Origin of the sequence: Pedobacter sp., from assembly GCF_965249885.1 — a bacterium.
GTDB lineage: Bacteria > Bacteroidota > Bacteroidia > Sphingobacteriales > Sphingobacteriaceae > Pedobacter.
Genome location: NZ_OZ252254.1, coordinates 746,883 through 765,668 on the forward strand (window position 1 = coordinate 746,883; position 18,786 = coordinate 765,668).

At 37.6% G+C, this 18,786-nt stretch carries 13 protein-coding genes; 6 read left to right on the forward strand and 7 right to left on the reverse strand.

Annotation, left to right across the window (positions count from 1 at the left end):
• Positions 1–85: 85 nt before the first annotated feature.
• On the forward strand, positions 86–1,099 hold the full coding sequence (locus ACY2A0_RS03160) for a zinc-binding alcohol dehydrogenase family protein (RefSeq protein WP_461788158.1): 1,014 nt from the start codon (positions 86–88) through the stop codon (positions 1,097–1,099).
• 13 nt (positions 1,100–1,112) lie between these two features.
• On the opposite strand, the gene ACY2A0_RS03165 is transcribed toward ACY2A0_RS03160, so the two are convergent.
• The 4 genes from ACY2A0_RS03165 to ACY2A0_RS03180 all read right to left on the reverse strand — a co-directional run bounded on the left by ACY2A0_RS03165 (position 1,113) and on the right by ACY2A0_RS03180 (position 4,585).
• On the reverse strand, positions 1,113–1,493 hold the full coding sequence (locus ACY2A0_RS03165) for a Fur family transcriptional regulator (RefSeq protein ID WP_461788159.1): 381 nt from the start codon (positions 1,491–1,493) through the stop codon (positions 1,113–1,115).
• 86 nt (positions 1,494–1,579) lie between these two features.
• On the reverse strand, positions 1,580–2,542 hold the full coding sequence (locus tag ACY2A0_RS03170; RefSeq protein ID WP_461788160.1) for an AAA family ATPase: 963 nt from the start codon (positions 2,540–2,542) through the stop codon (positions 1,580–1,582).
• A gap of 3 nt (positions 2,543–2,545) precedes the next feature.
• Positions 2,546–3,913 carry a peptidylprolyl isomerase gene (locus tag ACY2A0_RS03175; protein WP_461788161.1) on the reverse strand — a complete coding sequence of 456 codons (1,368 nt, stop codon included), beginning with the start codon at positions 3,911–3,913 and terminating at the stop codon, positions 2,546–2,548.
• A 57-nt stretch (positions 3,914–3,970) separates the two neighbouring features.
• Positions 3,971–4,585 carry a hypothetical protein gene (locus ACY2A0_RS03180; protein WP_461788162.1) on the reverse strand — a complete coding sequence of 205 codons (615 nt, stop codon included), beginning with the start codon at positions 4,583–4,585 and terminating at the stop codon, positions 3,971–3,973.
• Between the two features lie 79 nt (positions 4,586–4,664).
• Between ACY2A0_RS03180 and ACY2A0_RS03185 the strand changes: the two genes are divergently transcribed.
• Entirely contained in the window at positions 4,665–5,282 is a 618-nt protein-coding gene (locus ACY2A0_RS03185; RefSeq protein ID WP_461788163.1) for a hypothetical protein, read from the forward strand.
• Entirely contained in the window at positions 5,282–5,854 is a 573-nt protein-coding gene (gene rdgB, locus ACY2A0_RS03190; protein ID WP_461791025.1) for an RdgB/HAM1 family non-canonical purine NTP pyrophosphatase, read from the forward strand. The genes ACY2A0_RS03185 and rdgB overlap by 1 nt, the downstream gene beginning before the upstream one ends.
• 73 nt (positions 5,855–5,927) lie before the next feature.
• Here rdgB and ACY2A0_RS03195 read toward each other — a convergent pair whose 3' ends face one another.
• The 3 genes from ACY2A0_RS03195 to ACY2A0_RS03205 all read right to left on the reverse strand — a co-directional run bounded on the left by ACY2A0_RS03195 (position 5,928) and on the right by ACY2A0_RS03205 (position 10,304).
• Positions 5,928–7,745 carry a serine hydrolase domain-containing protein gene (locus ACY2A0_RS03195; protein WP_461788164.1) on the reverse strand — a complete coding sequence of 606 codons (1,818 nt, stop codon included), beginning with the start codon at positions 7,743–7,745 and terminating at the stop codon, positions 5,928–5,930.
• Positions 7,746–7,784: 39 nt separating this feature from the next.
• Entirely contained in the window at positions 7,785–9,434 is a 1,650-nt protein-coding gene (locus ACY2A0_RS03200; protein ID WP_461788165.1) for an amidohydrolase, read from the reverse strand.
• A 375-nt stretch (positions 9,435–9,809) separates the two neighbouring features.
• Entirely contained in the window at positions 9,810–10,304 is a 495-nt protein-coding gene (locus ACY2A0_RS03205) for a cytidine deaminase (protein ID WP_461791243.1), read from the reverse strand.
• A gap of 149 nt (positions 10,305–10,453) precedes the next feature.
• Between ACY2A0_RS03205 and ACY2A0_RS03210 the strand changes: the two genes are divergently transcribed.
• From ACY2A0_RS03210 to ACY2A0_RS03220, 3 genes are read left to right on the forward strand one after another with little or no spacing between them, the layout of a single operon-like run.
• Complete coding sequence (locus ACY2A0_RS03210) at positions 10,454–15,451, forward strand: translocation/assembly module TamB domain-containing protein (protein ID WP_461791244.1); 4,998 nt, start codon at positions 10,454–10,456, stop codon at positions 15,449–15,451.
• On the forward strand, positions 15,435–17,732 hold the full coding sequence (gene tamL / locus ACY2A0_RS03215; RefSeq protein ID WP_461788169.1) for a translocation and assembly module lipoprotein TamL: 2,298 nt from the start codon (positions 15,435–15,437) through the stop codon (positions 17,730–17,732). The genes ACY2A0_RS03210 and tamL overlap by 17 nt, the downstream gene beginning before the upstream one ends.
• A 50-nt stretch (positions 17,733–17,782) precedes the next feature.
• The gene (locus ACY2A0_RS03220) at positions 17,783–18,784 is read left to right on the forward strand and encodes a YihY/virulence factor BrkB family protein (protein WP_461791027.1); all 1,002 of its coding nucleotides are present in this window, start codon (positions 17,783–17,785) and stop codon (positions 18,782–18,784) included.
• The last annotated feature ends 2 nt before the right edge of the window (positions 18,785–18,786 follow it).

Here is an 18,786-nt window from a genome sequence, read left to right on the forward strand (position 1 = left end):
TCATCGTTAGTTGGATTTTATTAAATCACTTTTTCATGACAGCTCAAACGTAGATAGATTTTAAATTTGCGTAAAAGCTAAAACAATGAAAGCAGTAGGATTTAAAACTTCACTTCCAATTACTTCAACTGAAAGTTTCATCGACTTTGAAACCGAGAAACCCCGTCCAACAGGCAAAGATTTACTCGTTAAAATCAAAGCGATTGCTGTTAACCCTGTTGACTATAAAATAAGACAGAATGCTGCAAAAGATACTACTTTAGCTGAACCAAAAATTATTGGCTGGGACGCTTGCGGTGTGGTAGAGGCAGTAGGTAATGAAGTATCGCTGTTTAAAGTTGGCGATGAAGTTTACTATGCTGGTGACATCACTAGGCCTGGATGCAATGCCGAATATCAATTGATAGATGAGCGCATCGTAGGTAAAAAGCCAAAAAGTTTAAGTGATGAAGCTGCAGCTGCAATGCCGCTAACTTCATTAACTGCCTGGGAAATCCTTTTCGATAGGATACGTATCAGCAAAGAGAAAGATAAAAATAAAACCGTACTTATTTTGGCTGGCGCCGGAGGCGTTGGTTCTATTGCTATTCAATTAGCTAAAAAAATAGCGGGATTAAATGTTATTGCTACTGCATCCCGAGCTGAAAGCGTAGATTGGTGCAGGAAAATGGGTGCGGATGTGGTTGTAAACCATAAAAACTTAGTGGAAGAAGTGAGGGAAGCTGGTTTTCAGTATGTTGATTTCATTTTGGATTTTGTTGATGTAAACAGTTATTGGGATGCCATGGCTGAACTCATTAAACCGCAGGGGCATATTGCTTCTATTACCGGCAGCGCAACTCCAGTTGCGTTAAATAAACTTAAAACAAAGAGCGCTAGTTTTTCTTGGGAATTCATGTATACCAGATCTTCATTTCAAACTGATGATATGATTGAACAACATCGTATCCTCAATGAAATTGCAGATCTTTTGGATGATGAAATTTTAGTGCATACGCTTACGGATACGTTGGAAGGTTTATCCGCCGAAAATTTAAAGAAAGCACATGCACAGCTCGAGTCTGGAACAACAATCGGAAAGCTAGCAATAAAGTACTAAGTTAGCAGCGAAATTACGAACAATTTGGGCACAAGCCAGATAGCGTGAAATTCACTTCTTTCACTTGATATTGCTTAGGTAGTTTAAAACTAGGTTCTACGTCTTCTAAGCACGTTACCGCCTTGCATTTTTCACAGCTGAAATGTACATGGTTGTGGTGGTGATTTGGCGTTTCGCATTGATGACACTCGGCATACTTGATAACGCCATCAACATTTACGATACGGTGGATGGCACCTTCTTCTACCAGTCGATCTAAAACACGATAAATCGTTACCCGATCGCAAACATCATTTAGTGCATATTGTATTTCTGGCTGTGAAAGCGCCACTGAAGAACTACTAATTAGTTTTCGGATTTCTGTTTTAGCTATCGTATTACGTGTAATCTTCATCGTTAAGGCAAATGCAAATATACTAAAACTATAGTGACAAGCTTACTAACGCTTCCAAAGTATACTTCAGCTTGACAGAATGGTTATTAAAATAAGTTCTTAATGATTTGCTCAGTTGTTAAACCTTCCGCCTCTGCTCGGTAATTACGAACAATTCTATGTCTTAAAATACCTTCAGCAACGGCCTGCACATCTTCAATGTCTGGAGCGTATTTACCAGAGATTGCAGCATGGCATTTAGCGCCCAAAACTAAAAACTGTGATGCCCTAGGACCAGCACCCCAAGAAATGAAATTATTGATTTCTGTAGTAGCGAATTCACTATTAGGTCTTGTTTTAGCTACCAATTTCACCGCATATTCCAATACATTATCCGTAACCGGGATATTTCTAATTAACTTTTGGAAATATTGAATTTGATAGGCATTTATAAGTTTTTGAAGTTCAACGGAGTGATTACTTGTCGTATTTTTAACAATCATCAGTTCGTCGGCGAAAGCAGGATAATCCAAAGAAATGTTAAACATAAAACGATCCAGCTGTGCCTCTGGTAGCGGATAGGTGCCCTCCTGTTCAATTGGATTTTGCGTAGCTAATACAAAAAATGGCTTTGGTAGTCCATGGGTTACACCCGCCGCTGTAACCGCTTTTTCTTGCATGGCTTCTAATAAAGCTGCTTGAGTTTTAGGTGGCGTCCTATTGATTTCATCAGCCAAAATGATGTTTGAAAAAATTGGCCCTTTAATAAACTTAAACTGCCTATCTTCTCCTAAAATTTCGGCGCCGATAATATCGCTCGGCATTAAATCAGGCGTAAATTGAATACGATTAAAGTTGAGGTCGAGCACATTAGCTACGGTTTGCACCAACAAGGTTTTAGCCAGTCCTGGTACGCCCACTAATAAACAATGCCCATTGCTAAAAATAGCAATGAGCACTGATTTTACGATTTCGTCTTGTCCAATTACGACCTTTCGAATCTCGTTCTGTATATTTTTAAATGATTGATGCAGGGCATCAACGGCTTCTACCTCATTTTTAAACTGCATTGGCTACTTACTATCTTTCTTTTTTACCCAAAGTTTCAATTCGTCACAAGTTTCAAATTCCTCGTCAACTCTAATATAAGTAGTTTCTTTTCGTTTTTCAAACCACTCGCTCATCACTTTCGACTCTTTTTCTTGCTGCGCTTTTTCTTTAAACTTTGGATAATCTTGCTCTAAACTAGCTTTGTGCGGTGGAATTTTAGACTTCAGGAAGAAAATTTTATAGCCTTCTTTACCTGTTTTTTGGTCGTTAAATACTACCGGTTTAGAAATTCCGCCAACTTTCATGGTGTCAATTACTACAAACACTGCCGGATCCAATTTCTCTACTGGAACGAATGTAGTTCTAGCGGTTTGGTTATCGGCATACAGCATCATACCACCATTGTATTGCGTTTCTTTATTATCTGAATATAATGAAGCTGCTGTAGCAAAAGGCAATTTCTTGTCTATCAAATTATTATAGATACTATCCGCTTTCAATTTAGTACGCTCTAAACTTTGTGGTGTATTTTGCGGACGAATCAAAATGTGCCTCACATGGGCCTGCTCTCCACGACGCTCAATTACCTGCACAATATGATAGCCATACTCTGTTTCAAATACCGGTGACATTTCCCCAGCTTTCAATTTAAATGCCCATGCGGTAAATTCCTTTACCATGGTCTGCCTATCGATAAAGCCATAATCACCACCTTCAGATGCCGAACCTGGATCCTCAGAATAAGTACGAGCTAAGAAACCAAAATCCTCACCACTCTTTACACGTAGGCGGATAGCTTCTAACTTATCGTAATATTTTTGCTTCTCAGCTTTTGTTAACTTCGGCTGAAGTACGATTTCTCCAACTTCTACTTCGGCACCAATATCTGGCAAGCTATCTTTAGGATAGGTATCAAAATACTTTTTAACTTCTAAAGGAGTAACGTTGGTATGTTCTGTAATCTTGGCTTGCATTTTTTGCGCAATCAAACCTTCTTTTACATCAGGGCGCATTTCATCTTTATACTGCAAAACAGATTTTTGAAGAAAACGCTCTAAATTTTCCTGCCCGCCCATACGATTGATTTGATAGCGCATACGCTTATCCAACTCATCATCAACTTGGTTTTCCTCAACTACAATCGAATCTATTTCCGCTTGTTGCTTCAATAACTTTTGCACCAACATTTGCTGCAAAAAATAGCACTTAGCCCTAGGATCTGCCGGATTACCTTGATTAAGGTAAATGGCATATTGCTGGTTAAGATCGGAAAGTAAAATGATATTGCTACCCACAACGGCTACCACCTTGTCTAAATTGGGTTTAGGCTGAGCCTTTACATTCAAGAACAAACACATTAACATGCTTGCTATTGATAAAATTTTCTTCATTAGTATGCTAAATCTATAATATAAGTTGCAAAGTTAAAATTATTAAGCGTAGAAGCATCAATATGCCGAACCTTTGGCCATTTTTTTCAACTCTGATTGATTAATTTTGATCTTGTATTTTGTACGCAAACTGGCAATCCAATCGGCCTCTAACTGTTGCTGATAGTCGCCTACCACTTGACCTCTAATTTCGTCAAACTGCTTACCTTCGTAATTTTTGCTGTGACTGGCAAAATAGGTTTTCAGCTTCTCGTCATCCTCCTGCACCTTTCCCCAAATTTTCTGTTCACATACATTGAACATTAAAACACCTTCGCGATACTCATTCATTATATAAGAATATTCCGGTGTATCTGATGCAATTTTTTGTTGTGCTTTCAAGGCACTCTCATAACCAGCAATTTCTTGTTGGTAGGCATCGTCTTTGTCCAAACCTAAAGCTTTCGCTTCTGCCACCTTTAACTTAAAGTTGATATATAAATCTAAATAACTTGCCAGCTCTTTCAAAGAGGCAGCATCTTCTCCCGTGTGATTCTTTTTATATACCCAATAAAACTCCTTACTACTTATAGGAATACCATTGATAGTTGCTACATTTTGAGCAAAGGCCAAGTTTCCTAAAGCAATAAAAAAAACAACCAAATAAGCTTTTTTCACAAAAGACGCGTTCATTGATTAATGGATAAAAGTAATAATTTAAGGTGCTATAATAAGATATTTAACTAATTTTAACAGAAATTTTTTCCATAAAATGAATAGCAACCAACTTATAACTAACGAAGAAGCGCTACGTTTATTCTTTAATGATGATGTATATTTAGTTGGCGACATTCCCATAGTGGAAAGTAGCGGAAAGATTAGCAATGAAAACATTGATAATACGCCAGCTAATACTTATGATACGCAGAGCAAACCCGCTCAACAAATACACGAAATTAGTATTCCAAAGTTAGAAGAGCCTAAACAAATAGCACCTAAGCGTTTCGACTTTAAACATTTGGGGAAAAATGAAAAAGGCATTCTAATTTTAGTTAACGATCATCAAAACCCAGTTAGCACTGCACAAGGGAGAGAATTGTTGCGAAAACTGGTGCTATCCATTAATTTGAAAAATGCAGATTTTGCATTGCTCAATTACGCCGCTTATACCGAAGCTAAGTTTGAGCATCTACATTCATTTTTCTCGTGTAAAATGGTCTTTGCATTCGGCGTAGCGCCAACCACGTTGGGATTAGATGAAATGCAGCTTCATCAGTTGCATGAACTAAACAACATCAAATTCATTTTCACGCACAACCTACACGACTTGGATAGTGATATTCCTTCTAAGAAAATACTCTGGGCAACCTTAAAAACCTTGACTTTATGATAAAAAAACTAGTTTTTGCTACCAATAATATGCATAAAACAACGGAGGTTGCGAAAATTTTAAGTCCGGATTACGAGATTCTCAACTTGAAAGATATCAACTGTTTAGTTGACATCCCCGAAACTGGAAATAGTTTTTCGGAAAATGCCACACTAAAAAGCACATATGTATATGAAAATTTTGGCTTAGATTGCTTTTCAGATGACAGCGGACTAGAGGTTGAGACATTGAATAATGCACCTGGCATTTTTTCGGCAAGATATAGCGGTATCAAGGATGACAACATTAATCTCGAACTACTGCTCAAGAACATGGAAGGCCAAACCAATAGAAAAGCGAGATTCAAGACGGTGATCTCCTTAATTCAAAACGGCAAAAATTATTTGTTTGAAGGCACCATTGAAGGCACAATTAGAACTTCGCCCAGCGGAAACAACGGATTTGGCTACGACCCAATTTTCCAACCTAACGGCTATGACATCACTTTTGCGGAGATGGACATGACTGAGAAAAACAAAATCAGTCACAGGGCCTTAGCGATGCAGCAACTTATTGCGTTTTTGAAATCATAGCTCATATTGGCTAATGATATCGGTATTTAGCAAAAATCCCTACTCACTCTTTATATCGTGGTAGGGATTTCTCTTATTTCTTCGATTTATCTATCGCTTTGTTAATTACATCTTGTATGCGAGGCCTAATATTCAGTTTGCCCAACATTTCGCTTACCGTTGGATGAACACGGTTAGTTAAGATAATATAGATCATATTTCTTGAAGGGTCAGTCCATACGCCGATACCCGTATATCCAGTATGGCCAAAAGTTTGTGGCGAGGCCAATTCAGAGGGATATTTTTTGGTGGTATCCGGATCCCATCTGTCAAATCCCAAACCTCTACGGCTCACATTAGATTGTCTGGTGGTGAACATGTCGACGGTTTGCGGGGTGAAATATTGTTCGCCTCCGTAAGTTCCCTTATTCAACAGCATCTGATTATAGATAGCCAAATCATTTGCACTGCCAAATAATCCGGCATGACCAGCAACGCCACCTTTTAATGCTGCACCTTGATCGTGTACGTAACCTTCTAATAATGTTTTCCTAAATGCTTTGTCGTCTTCTGTAGGTACAATTTTCTCTTTCGCAAAGCGATTACGAGGTAAATAACCCGCAGTTTGCATGCCCAGTGGCATATAAAAATTTTGCTGTACGTACTGATCTTCCGGCATTTCCGAAAGGTGCTCCACGATATCCTGCATTACGTACATGCTGATATCACTATATACATAACTTCCCTTGGTTTTAATTGGCGAGTTAAGCATTTTAGGCCACATGAAATCGTTAAAGAATCCTTTTTTGATATAATAGTTATCAGCAACTTTGGTTGGATACGCCGCAGAAGAATCTCTCGAGTAATCGCCTTCCTTTACGTAGTTATGAAAAGGAATGTAGGGAATAAAGCCAGCTTGGTGCAACATTACATCTCTCACCAATGTACCATTCATCGGCGTGTTGCGAGCTTTTGCAATATAGTAACCAACATTTGTATCTAACTTTAATTTTTGTTGTTCCACTAACCGCATTACGCTGGGTGTAGTAGCAGTTACTTTCGTTACCGATGCCAAGTCGAATATATCCGTTACCTTATCTGGCATTACATTGTCATAAGTATGATAGCCAAAAGCTTTGTTGTAAATTACCTTACCATCCTTTGCTACTAAAACCACCATACCCGGACTAGCCTTTTTAGCAATTCCTTCATTGGCGATCGCTTCAATTTCGCTTAAATCATCGCTGTTTACGCCAGCATCTTCAGGTACTGTATATTTTAAACGAGTAACCTTTGTAGTATACCCGGCTCCTTTAACATACTTGACTGAATAGTTTTTAGGAAGCAGGTGCTCAGCGGCTATTCCTCCAAAAATTATTTGCGGCGCTATTAATGCGGCCTCTTCATTATTTTGGGCACTCCAAACTAGTGGCGCATTTAAGCTATCGAAAGTAGACAAAGCGTTTCCGTTTCCAAATAATGCTATCACTACATTTTTGCTCTTTGCGATATCTAAAATGAAATTGACATACTTACCATTTTTTGCCATTACATCATCCAGGGCGATGAATAATGTATTATAAAACTTTACATCGTCCTCTAAATCATTTAGCGTAGCAGAATCTGCATACTTAGTAGCGCTTAAGGTGGTAACCGCAGCATATTTATTAAGCAAACTATCAAAGCCAATTTGATATTTATAACCTAAATCTACAGATACAATTTTCTTATCTGTAAGGCCTGTAATAGGAATAAAGGTTTGTGCATTGTTTAATAATACAGTGCCTTTAACCACATCACTCATAATATTTAAACGATTCTGATTTCTTTTGTGATCTTGTGCACAAGCATTTAAAGTAGTAAGGAACGTTAAGCAAACAGCAATTAGGGCTATCAGTTTGTCTTTTCTCATCAGTTTATTGTCTCTATTCAAAAATTAGTTAACACTTAATTAGTTTTTACGTAAGGCTTTATCATAAACTTTTTCACCGTTGATATAGGTTTTAATCACCTTATTTTTTAAAATCTGCTGCTGGTTTGCTTTTAGCAAATCATTCTCCATGATAACAAAATCTGCCACCTTACCTATTTCTAAGCTACCTTTTTGTTTTTCTTCGAAATTTGCTTTGGCAGCCCAAATCGTCATTCCACGGAGTGTTTCTTCAGGGGTTAATGCATTTTCCATTTGAAAACCGTTTTGAGGATAGTTAGCAATATCTTTTCGGAAAGTAGCAGCATAAAACGTTAACATTGGATCAATTTGTTCTACTGGAAAATCCGTTCCCAAAGGTATCCAACCATTTTGTTTCAGCAATTGTTTGTAAGCATATGCACCTTTAATGCGATCTTTACCCAAGCGATCCTGCGCCCAATACATATCGGATGTGGCATGTGTAGGCTGTACGGATGGAACTACCTTCGCTTTTCCAAACAAGTCAAAATCCTGAGGCGCTACCACTTGCGCATGCTCAATACGCCAACGTCTATCGTTATTTGGCTCCAAAATTTTAGCATAAATCTTCAAAATTGCCCTATTTGCCGAATCACCGATGGCATGTGTACACATTTGAAAGTTGTGTTCGTAAATTTTCTTCGCCACTTCCTCAAAATGGCTCAAATTACTCAATAGAAACCCACTTTTTTGCGGCATATCGGTATATGGATGTAGTAAACAAGCACCCCGTGACCCTAGAGCACCATCTGCGTAAACCTTGAAAGAGCTTACGTTCAATCGATCAGTTTTAATTGCACCACGTTTAAAAAGGTAATCGTAATTTTTTTGATTGTCAGAAAGCATCACGTAAAATCGCATCTTGATATCACCATTGGCTTGCAATTTTTCCAATCCTTCCACTGCATCATAGTTTAAACCGCAATCATCAATAGTGGTTAAGCCCACTGCGAAGCAATTTGCTTGCGCCTGCAATAACAACGCTTTCATTTCTTCCTTAGTTAAGCTTGGTATTTTGCTGGCTACTAAGTCTACTGCATTATCAATTAGCACTCCTGTTATTTTCCCTTTTTCAACCAAAATTTCGCCACCGGTTAAATCAAACGCCTTGGTGACACCAGCAGCATCCAATGCCTTTTGGTTGGCAATTGCGGCGTGCCCATCAACCCTTGTTAAAAGCACTGGCCTATCTGGAAAAAGTTGATCTAGCTTTTCTTTAGTGGGAAACTGCTTTTGCGGCCAATCATTTTGATCCCATCCCCTACCAGTTAACCAGCCATTTGGATGTTCTGAAGCGAAAGTCTTGAGACGCTGCAAAACTTCGTCCCACGACTGAGTTTCAAAAAGATTAGCAGTGTTTAAACTTTCGGCATAGCCAAAAAAATGCGCATGTGCATCAATAAAACCTGGATAAATGGTTTTTCCAGCTACGTCTATAGTCTCAGCTGATGGATACTGCTTTTTTATGGCTTCGGAACTGCCGAGAGCAAGCACTTTTCCATCTTTGATTGCCATGGCCTCAACAACACTAAAAGCGCTATCTACCGTGTAGATTTTGGCATTCAATACCACCAGATCTGCTTGTGGTTTACTGCAAGCACTTAATAGTAACAATAAGGTTGCTAGCAGCAACATCCTTGTATGTGTCATATTGATCAATTACTTTTAGAGCTAAAGATAAATGTTTCGGAAGTTAAAATGTGTGTATTTTTATTGATACTCACAAAACTTAATTCATAATAAATCGAAATTCCACAATTTACCCCAACAATTCCACATCTATTTGGGCAAAAAAATACTCAATTCCACACTTAACAAAATGATTAACTAGCTTATACCTATTAAAAACCAAGATTTCGTGAATGGCATCATTTTTATATATGATTATGCATCTACCTATAAAACAAAAGATATTCTCACCTGCTTATGTAAGCATCGCATCTACCTGTGTAAAAACATTCTTTTAGCGCTTTTCTCAACCTAGGATTTATACTGCTTCAGTTACGTTAGCAACCCTCAAAAATCTTAGGCTTTACTAGCCAACCTATCTTCTACAAATACAAAAGGCAGCAAACTTTTGATACCGTGTACTTTGATGATTTGACCGCTCAAACAATAAAATATTACGGCAATGGGCGAACGTTGCTTCTGTTCAAATTCGGCCATTACTTGCAAACATGCACCACATGAAGTCACAGGGTTTTTGATATCAAAGTTTTCGGTAAATGCTGTGATCGCCATAGTGCTAACAACAGCATTTGGCTTACTTGCTCCAATAGCAAAAAGTGCTACCCTTTCTGCACACAAACCTGAGGGATATGCTACATTTTCTTGATTACTTCCCAATACTATTTCGCCATCTGCCAACTTTATTGCCGTACCTACTTTAAATTTAGAATAAGGCGAATAAGATGTACTCAATGCTTCTTCCGCCCTTATACACAACAATTTATCTTCTAAAGAAAGTTCATTAATATCCCCGTAGGTTTCGTAAGTAATTTTAAAGTCAAGTACATTCATAAACTAAACATACAAATTTGGAACAATATATGTTGAGATTGACGTGCACAAATTGTTTAACGCTTCAAACTTTATTATTAAAGTATTGTTTAATCAATGGGTTTAAAACCCGAATTAACACATAATAAACCATCAAAATTTAATCTCGATTGAACAAGTATTTTAGAAAAGGTCTTAAAATCATATTATGGATTATCACCAGTATTATCCTGTTGGTGGTACTTGTAGCCTTCTCTCTTAATATTCCTGCCGTGCAGAATTTCGTTAAGAATAAGGCGATTAACTATCTAAAAAATAAGACTAAAACAGAAGTAAGACTTGAAAGCATCAAAATTGCGTTGCCTAAGGATGTAGTGCTTAACAAATTTTACATAGAAGATTTAAATAAGGACACCTTACTTTACGCTGAAAAATTGCAAGTAGACATCAGCTTGTTCAAGCTGTTGAAAAATACTGTAGAAGTAAATTTTATCGAACTCAAAAATATTAGGGCAAATGTTAAACGCGTTAATCCTGATACGACATTCAACTTCTCTTTTTTAGTTGACGCTTTTGCTAGTGAACAAAAAAAACCAGAAGAAAAAGTGGAGAAAGACACCACTTCAACACTTAAATTTTCTGTAGATAAAATCCGTTTTGAAAATATAGGTATTACCTACAAAGACGATGTTGCCGGAAATAACGTAAAGTTCTATTTAGGCAAACTAGAAACAAAAATTAAGGATTTCGACTTACAAAACCAGCGCTATGTAATTAAAGATTTCATTGTAGATAACACTTCGTTATTGTATTTGCAGCAAAAGCCACTAACGCAATTGGTGCAGCATATCACAAACAGTGTTGATAGCGCTGAAAAAGAAAAGGGAAAACTACCAACCATTGAGATACAAAAATTTCAATTCAACAAAGTTAAGGTAAACTACGATGATCAACTGACCACTACAAATGTGGTTGCAGATGTCAATAAATTGCATTTTAACAACTTAAAGGTTGATTTAACTAATGCCAGCTATACTACCGATAATGCAGAGTTAGCAAATTCATTCGTGAAATTTGCCTTTAAACCAGCACCTAGCAACGATTTGGAAAAAGTGAAGGACACCGTAGATGTTAAAGAGTCATCTTTAGGTTTGGCAATCAAAAAAATTAACCTGATCAACAATCATCTGCAGTATGATAACTTAGGCGCAAAGCCCCTGAAAAAGGGCATTGACTTCAACCATTTAAATATTACGGGACTCAATTTAGGTGCTGAAGAAGTGAACTATAGCAGCAAAGGAATTACTGCAAAAGTTAAAAACGGCTCACTTAACGACAAAAGTGGATTTGTATTGAACGCCTTGAGAGGCGATGCCATCTATAACGATAAACAAATTAAGCTCAGTGATTTTGTGCTAAAAACTCCGAATACAAACATCGAGAACGAAACCGAGTTGAACTTTACATCGCTGGATGATTTGACAAAAAATCCGGAACGTGTAAAGTTAGCCATCAACTTAAAAAACACCACTATAGGTTTAAAAGACGCTACTTTTTTCAGCGATGCTTTACCTGCACAATATGCAAATCAAAAGATAAAGGTAAATGCAAAAGTGAATGGCTATCTCAATCGCTTAAATATTCCACAACTTCAAATTAGCGGCTTAAAAAACACACAAATTGATATTAACGGAAAAGCAAACAACATCACTGATGTGAACAAGGCTTTCCTAGATCTAAACATTAAAAAAGTATATCTCACCAAGGGTGATATCATTGCCGTTGTACCCAAAAAATCTTTACCAGCCAGCATTGAGCTTCCCAATGTAATTGATGCCAATGGAAAATTTACGGGCTCTTTAAGTGATTTTTCTACCAATTTAAATGTAAGATCAGACATGGGAGGTGCCGCACTTACGGCGAACATGAAGGGACCTAAAGGGAAGGAGAGTTACAATGCGGCAATTAATCTTAATAACTTTAATGTTGGCAAGCTATTGAAGCGGCAACCTACACTGGGAAGAGTTTCTGCAAAGGCAAATGTAACCGGTACTGGATTGGATGCTAAAAAAATCAACGCAAAGTTTAACGCTACTGTGCTGAGTGCCTTTTACAATAAATACAACTACCAAAACCTGCAGCTATCTGGTAATTACGTAAATCAAAAAGTGGCTGTTAAAGCAAAAATGCCTGATAGCAATGCAAATTTTGAGTTAACCGCAAACGCCAACTTAGCAGGGAAATACCCATCGGTAAAAGCCAACGTGGCGCTAAAACAGGTTGATCTTCAAAAGTTAAACTTCAGTAATACCGAATTCAAACTTGCTGGAAATATCAAAGCAGACATCAAAACTGCTGATGTTGACTACCTTAATGGCGATGTTTTTGCTACTGGATTACAATTAGTTAAAGAAGGAAAAAAATTCAATATAGATACCATTCAGCTAAATGCAGTTTCTACTGCTACCGAAAATAAATTGATACTGAAATCTGAATTGATCAGCGCTACGGTAGATGGAAAATATCAATTAAGCAAAGTAGGCAACGCAATTATCAACCAAATCAATAAATATTACGAATTTGGGCAGGTAACAAATATACCGCCACAGCGTATTCGATTTACAGCGAACATCTATAATCCAAAATTCCTTAAGGATTTTGTTCCGTCTTTAACCACTTTTGCGCCTTCCAGAATTAACGGTTTAATTGATACAGAAAAAGATAGTCTGTTGATGAACGCCGTGTTCCCAAAAGTAACCTACAATGGTATTAACTTGGACAGTATCAAGTTAAATGTAAACAACGATGCTCAAAAGCTGAATTACAAGTTACTTGTCAACAGCATTCAAAATACTTCAATTGCTTTGTTCAATACTGAAATATCAGGCTCAGCGGCTGATAACAAACTTGATTTAAATGTTTTCTTAAGAGATAGGCAGCGTAAAGACAAATATGTAATTGCTGGTATTTTTCAGTCAATAAACAAGGATTTCAGGTTTAGCCTTGATCCGCAAAAACTATTGCTAGACTATGAAAAATGGACTGTTGCGCAAGACAACTACATTCAGTTTGGCCAATCTGGAATTTTAGCGCACCAATTCAATATCAGTCAAGGTTCGCAATTATTGAGTATCAATAGTACCTCCGAACAACCAAATGCACCTATGGACGTGGAGTTCAAAAATTTCCAAATTGAAACATTGATGAAATTTGCAGAAACTGATACGGCGTTGATAGGTGGCGCAATTAACGGAACAGTAAATGTAAAAGACTTAGCTAATAGCCCGAAATTTGAAGCAGATTTAACCATAAACAAGTTACGCTACCAAAAAGATGAACTTGGAGATTTAAGGGCGATCGTAAATAATAATACTGCCAATGCTTTCGAAGTTGATGCGAGCTTAAAAGGCGTTCACGAATTATCGGCTAAAGGATTTTACTACACTGCCCCGCAAAGTAGTTTAGACCTTAGTGTAAATATCAGCAAAATTGATTTAACTCAAATTGAAAGTGTTAGTGCTGGGCAAATTAAAGAAGGTAAAGGAACGGTTTCCGGTCAATTCACCATTAAAGGAACACCTTCGCAGCCCCAAGTTTTGGGTGCATTAAAGTTTAATGATGCTGGAATGAGGATTGCTTATATCAACTCTTATTTTACTATACCAACGCAGGAAATAGCCTTTAACAATCAGGGAGTACGTTTTAACAATTTTACTTTGATCGACTCGTTGGGAAATAAAGCCAGTGTAAATGGAAACATCAACACCAGTGATTTTAACAACATTCGCTTTGGCTTGGACATTAAAACTGATAATTTCAGGGCAATGAACTCCACCGCAGCTGACAACGACATGATTTACGGAACGGTGTATTTAAGTAGCGATATTAAGGTACGCGGTAACTTGAATCAACCTGATGTTAATATGAACGTCACCATAGAAAAAGGCACGAAGTTCTATTTTGCTATGCCGGTAAATGATCCATCGGTAATTGACCAAGAAGGAATTGTTCAGTTCATTGATGCAGATGCGCCACCGTTTAATGGACAGAAAGATTTAAAGGCGGATAGTGTGAGTAAATCACCAATCAAGGGAATTAATTTAGTGGCCGATATTAATGTGGATCCGGAAGCAGAACTGAACGTAGTAGTTGATCCAGCCAATGGTGATATGCTAACCATTAAAGGAGACGCAGACTTAAATGCCACCATGGATCCTAGTGGAAAAATTAGCATGACTGGCCGCTACGAAGTGGTGGATGGTTCATATAGCCTTTCGGTAGGACCTTTAGGCAAAAAACCGTTTAAACTTGTTAAAGGAAGTACTTTAATTTGGACGGGAGAACCAACCGAAGCAAACATTAATTTAACCGCTTTATATGAAGTTAATGCTGCACCAATCGATCTACTAAATCAACCGGACTTGGTACAAGCTAAAACCAAAATGCCTTTTCAGGTTTACCTTTACATGAAGGGTGAGTTGCTAAAGCCTATTATCTCCTTCAAGATTGACTTACCTGAAAACGAGCGAGGAACTGAAATTGGAAGTTTAGCTTACACCAAATTACAAACGGTGAATAGAGATGAAAATGAATTGAATAAGCAGGTTTTCGCTTTATTAGCACTAAATCGTTTCATCGCCAACAACCCGTTCCAAAGTTTAGCTGGAGGCGGTGGGGGTGTTTCTACACTTGCTCGCTCGAGTGTAAGCAAGCTGTTAACAGAACAGTTGAACAATTTGGCTTCCGATTTGATCCAGGGCGTAGATTTGAACTTTGGCGTAAACTCCTCAGAAGATTATTCGACCGGCAGTTTAGAGCAGAAAACGGATTTGGAGCTTGGCATCTCTAAAAAACTACTTAACGATCGTTTAACCGTGACTGTAGGAAGCTCATTTGCATTGGAAGGTCCGCAGCAGGCCAACCAAAACGCCACCAATATTGCCGATAATGTGAATGTTGAATATGCACTTTCTAGAGATGGAAGATACCGCTTAAGAGCATACAGACGCAATCAAACTGAAAGTGTAGTGCAAGGACAAATTATCGAAACTGGATTAGGATTTACCCTAGTAGTTGATTATAATAGATTTAAAGAAATATTCCAAAAACGTAGAAATAGATACAGAGATGAAGCAGAACAAAGACCAAAAGATGAAAAAGCTAATTAAGTTTTGTGCTTTCATGTTGGCTTGTATACTGCTTGCCAACTGTAGCAATACGCGTTACCTCAAACCGGGGCAAAACCTGTATATCGGTGCCGAAGTAAAAATCAATCCTGATTCCAATTCAAAAATTGATAATGCCAAACAGGTGAAAAGTGCTTTAAAAGATAGAACGCGACCTAGACCTAACAAAAGCTTTTTAGGTTTGAGGCCAAAATTGTTGATTTACAACTTGGCAGGACAACCAAAAAAGCCAAAAGGAATAAGAAACTGGCTCCGTAACAAAGTTGGCGAACCTCCCGTGCTAATGAGCGAGGTAAAACTAAAATACAACAATGATGTACTTAAAAGCTATTTGATTAGCCAAGGCTACTTACAGGCAGAAGTAACTGGAGATACAGTGATAAAACGTAGGCGAGGTAAGGCAATTTACACCGCAGTTACTGGTACAAGATATAAAATTAACCAAGTTACTTTTCCACCAGATACAGGAGATCTAACTAAGATCATCAATGCAAATAAAGACAAAACCTTATTGAAGACTGGTGACTACTACGATTTGGAAACGTACAAAAATGAGCGCATTAGAATTGACAATGACCTAAAAGAAAGCGGGTATTTTTATTTTAGTCCAGAGCATTTGATTTTACAAGTGGATAGTACCATTGGTAACCATCTAGTGAATGTTAATGTAAAGATTAAAACTATTGCTCCCGATGCATCCTTGAAGCCATATACCATCAGGAACATCAACATCTATCCTAGCTATAGCCTACGTCGCGATAGCGTGTTAAGGAATTTGAAACCTTTACAATACAACGATTTCAACATCTACGACAATAGAAATACGTATAAGCCAAGGGTTTTCGACCGCCTTGTGTTTTTTAAAAAGGGCGAACGGTACAATAGGAAAGATCACAACCAATCTTTAAATAGAATGGTAAATTTGGGCGCTTTTCAAGATGTAAGAGCGGAATTTTTGCCAATAGACAGTTTTAAAAATAACCAGTTAGACCTTAACATCTATCTTACTCCGTTAAAGAAAAATTCATTGACGTTTTCAATTTTGGGCACTAACAAATCAAACAACTTTGTGGGTTCTGAGCTAAAAATCACGCAAACAACAAGAAACATTTTCAGGGGTGCCGAGCAGTTAGATATTAGCGCAAGCGGAGGTTTTGAAACTCAGTACAGCGGGCAGTCAAAAGGCTTAAATTCCTATTCCTTAACAGGGGAGGCAAAACTAACCTTACCGCGTTTTATCGTTCCTTTTTACAAGCCACAGAGTACCGCAGCATTTATCCCAAAAACCATTATTTCGTTAGGCTATCAATTGCTAAGTAGAGACACCGTTTATAAGCTTAATTCATTTAAAGCACAATATGGCTACAATTGGAAAGAAAATCAGTTTAAAGAGCATAACCTAAACCCAGCGTCAGTAAATTTAGTAGTTTCCAATAAAGATACTACCTCGCTCGGTTATCAGCAATTGATCAGGGATAATCCGGGCTTGCAATACACCTTGGAAGACCAATTTATCATTGGTAGCAATTACAATTTCACCTACACCGATCAGATGCAGGACAAACGCCGACACAACCTGTACTTTTTTGGAGGTTTAGAAACTAGTGGCAACTTATGGGGTTTATTTGTTCCAAAAGGTGAAAAAGGCGACAAAAGATTATTCAACATACAACTTACTCAATTTGTAAGGGTTGAAACAGATTTAAGAAGTTATTACAAAGTTGCTCCAAAAGTAGTATGGGCAAACCGATTAAATTTAGGTTACGGTTATGCCTATGGCGGAAGTACTTCTTTACCGTTCGTGCGTCAGTTTTTTGCGGGCGGAACCAATGACATCAGGGCATTCAGAGCACGATCACTTGGGCCGGGAACTTACAAAATTAAAGATGACGCAACCTTTGCTGATCAAGGTGGCGATATTAAAATGATGCTCAATTCGGAGCTTCGTTTTAAAATTGTGAGTATTTTACACGGTGCTGCTTTTGTTGATGCCGGTAACATTTGGCTGAGGAAAGAAGATCCCGAAAGACCTGGATCAGAATTTAGTTTAAAAAACTCACTCAACGAATTTGCTGTTGGAACGGGTGTAGGATTAAGAGTTGACGCCACTATTTTCGTCATTAGATTGGATGGTGCTTTCCCAATTCGTAAACCATTTTTACCTAGTGGTCAACGTTGGGTTATCAATGATATTGATTTTGGAAGCAAAAATTGGAGACGAGACAATTTGGTACTCAACATCGGTATTGGTTATCCGTTTTAAAATGCAGCAAATTAAAAACCAAAATGCTTCAATCTAGTTTATAGTTTATGATGAAGAAAACACCTTTGAAAATAAAGAACTTTTTTGTGCACACCTACGGTTTGTTTATTGCCGCAGGAAAAGGGTTCGCAGAAGATAGAATAATGAAATTGAGTGCTGCATTGGCTTATTATACCATATTTTCGTTAACACCATTAATTATCATCATCATCTCTTCAGCGTCACTTTTTTTAGGTGACAGCATGGATCCGAATACAAAATTATTTGGCGAAATAAGCGAAATGATAGGTGTGAACGCTGCCAATCAACTTCGTGCTTTTGTTGACAATGCCAACCTTTCAGGCAAAAGTACTTTTGGATTAATTGTAGGTATTGCTACTTTAATTATCGGTTCAACGGCTATATTCATCGAAATTCAAGACAGTATTAACTTGATATGGAAAGTGAAAGCCGTACCTAAAAAAGGTTGGAAAAAGCTCCTTACCAATAGGCTCCTATCTTTCTCTCTAATTGCTTCACTTGGCTTCCTATTGTTAGTTTCATTAGTGGTAAATAGTATAGTTGTTGGTATTGGCAGCAAATTAGATGTTTACGCTGCAAAAATTGGTATTGAAGAAGTGTCAGGTTGGTTGATGATTATCATTACCAATGCGCTAACCTTGGCAGTGGTAACTACCATATTTGCAATTATATTTAAAGTATTGCCTGATGTTAATTTAAAATGGAAACCTGCGCTAGTAGGTGCGCTTTTTACTGCCCTGCTATTTAGTTTAGGCAAGTATCTCATTGGAATTTATATCGAAAAAGGCAATCCAGGTTCTGCTTTTGGAGCAGCAAGTTCTGTCATTGTAATTTTGGTTTGGATATACTATACCGCGGTTATATTATACTTTGGAGCAGAATTTACGCAAGCTTACGCAGAAAAATTTGATACGGGCATTTCTCCATCAAAATATGCCGTTCACTTAAAAACCATTGTTGTTGAAAAGGAAGTAACTGAACTACCACCGCAACATCCAGAAGATACAATTTCGCCAGATAAAAAAGTTTAATG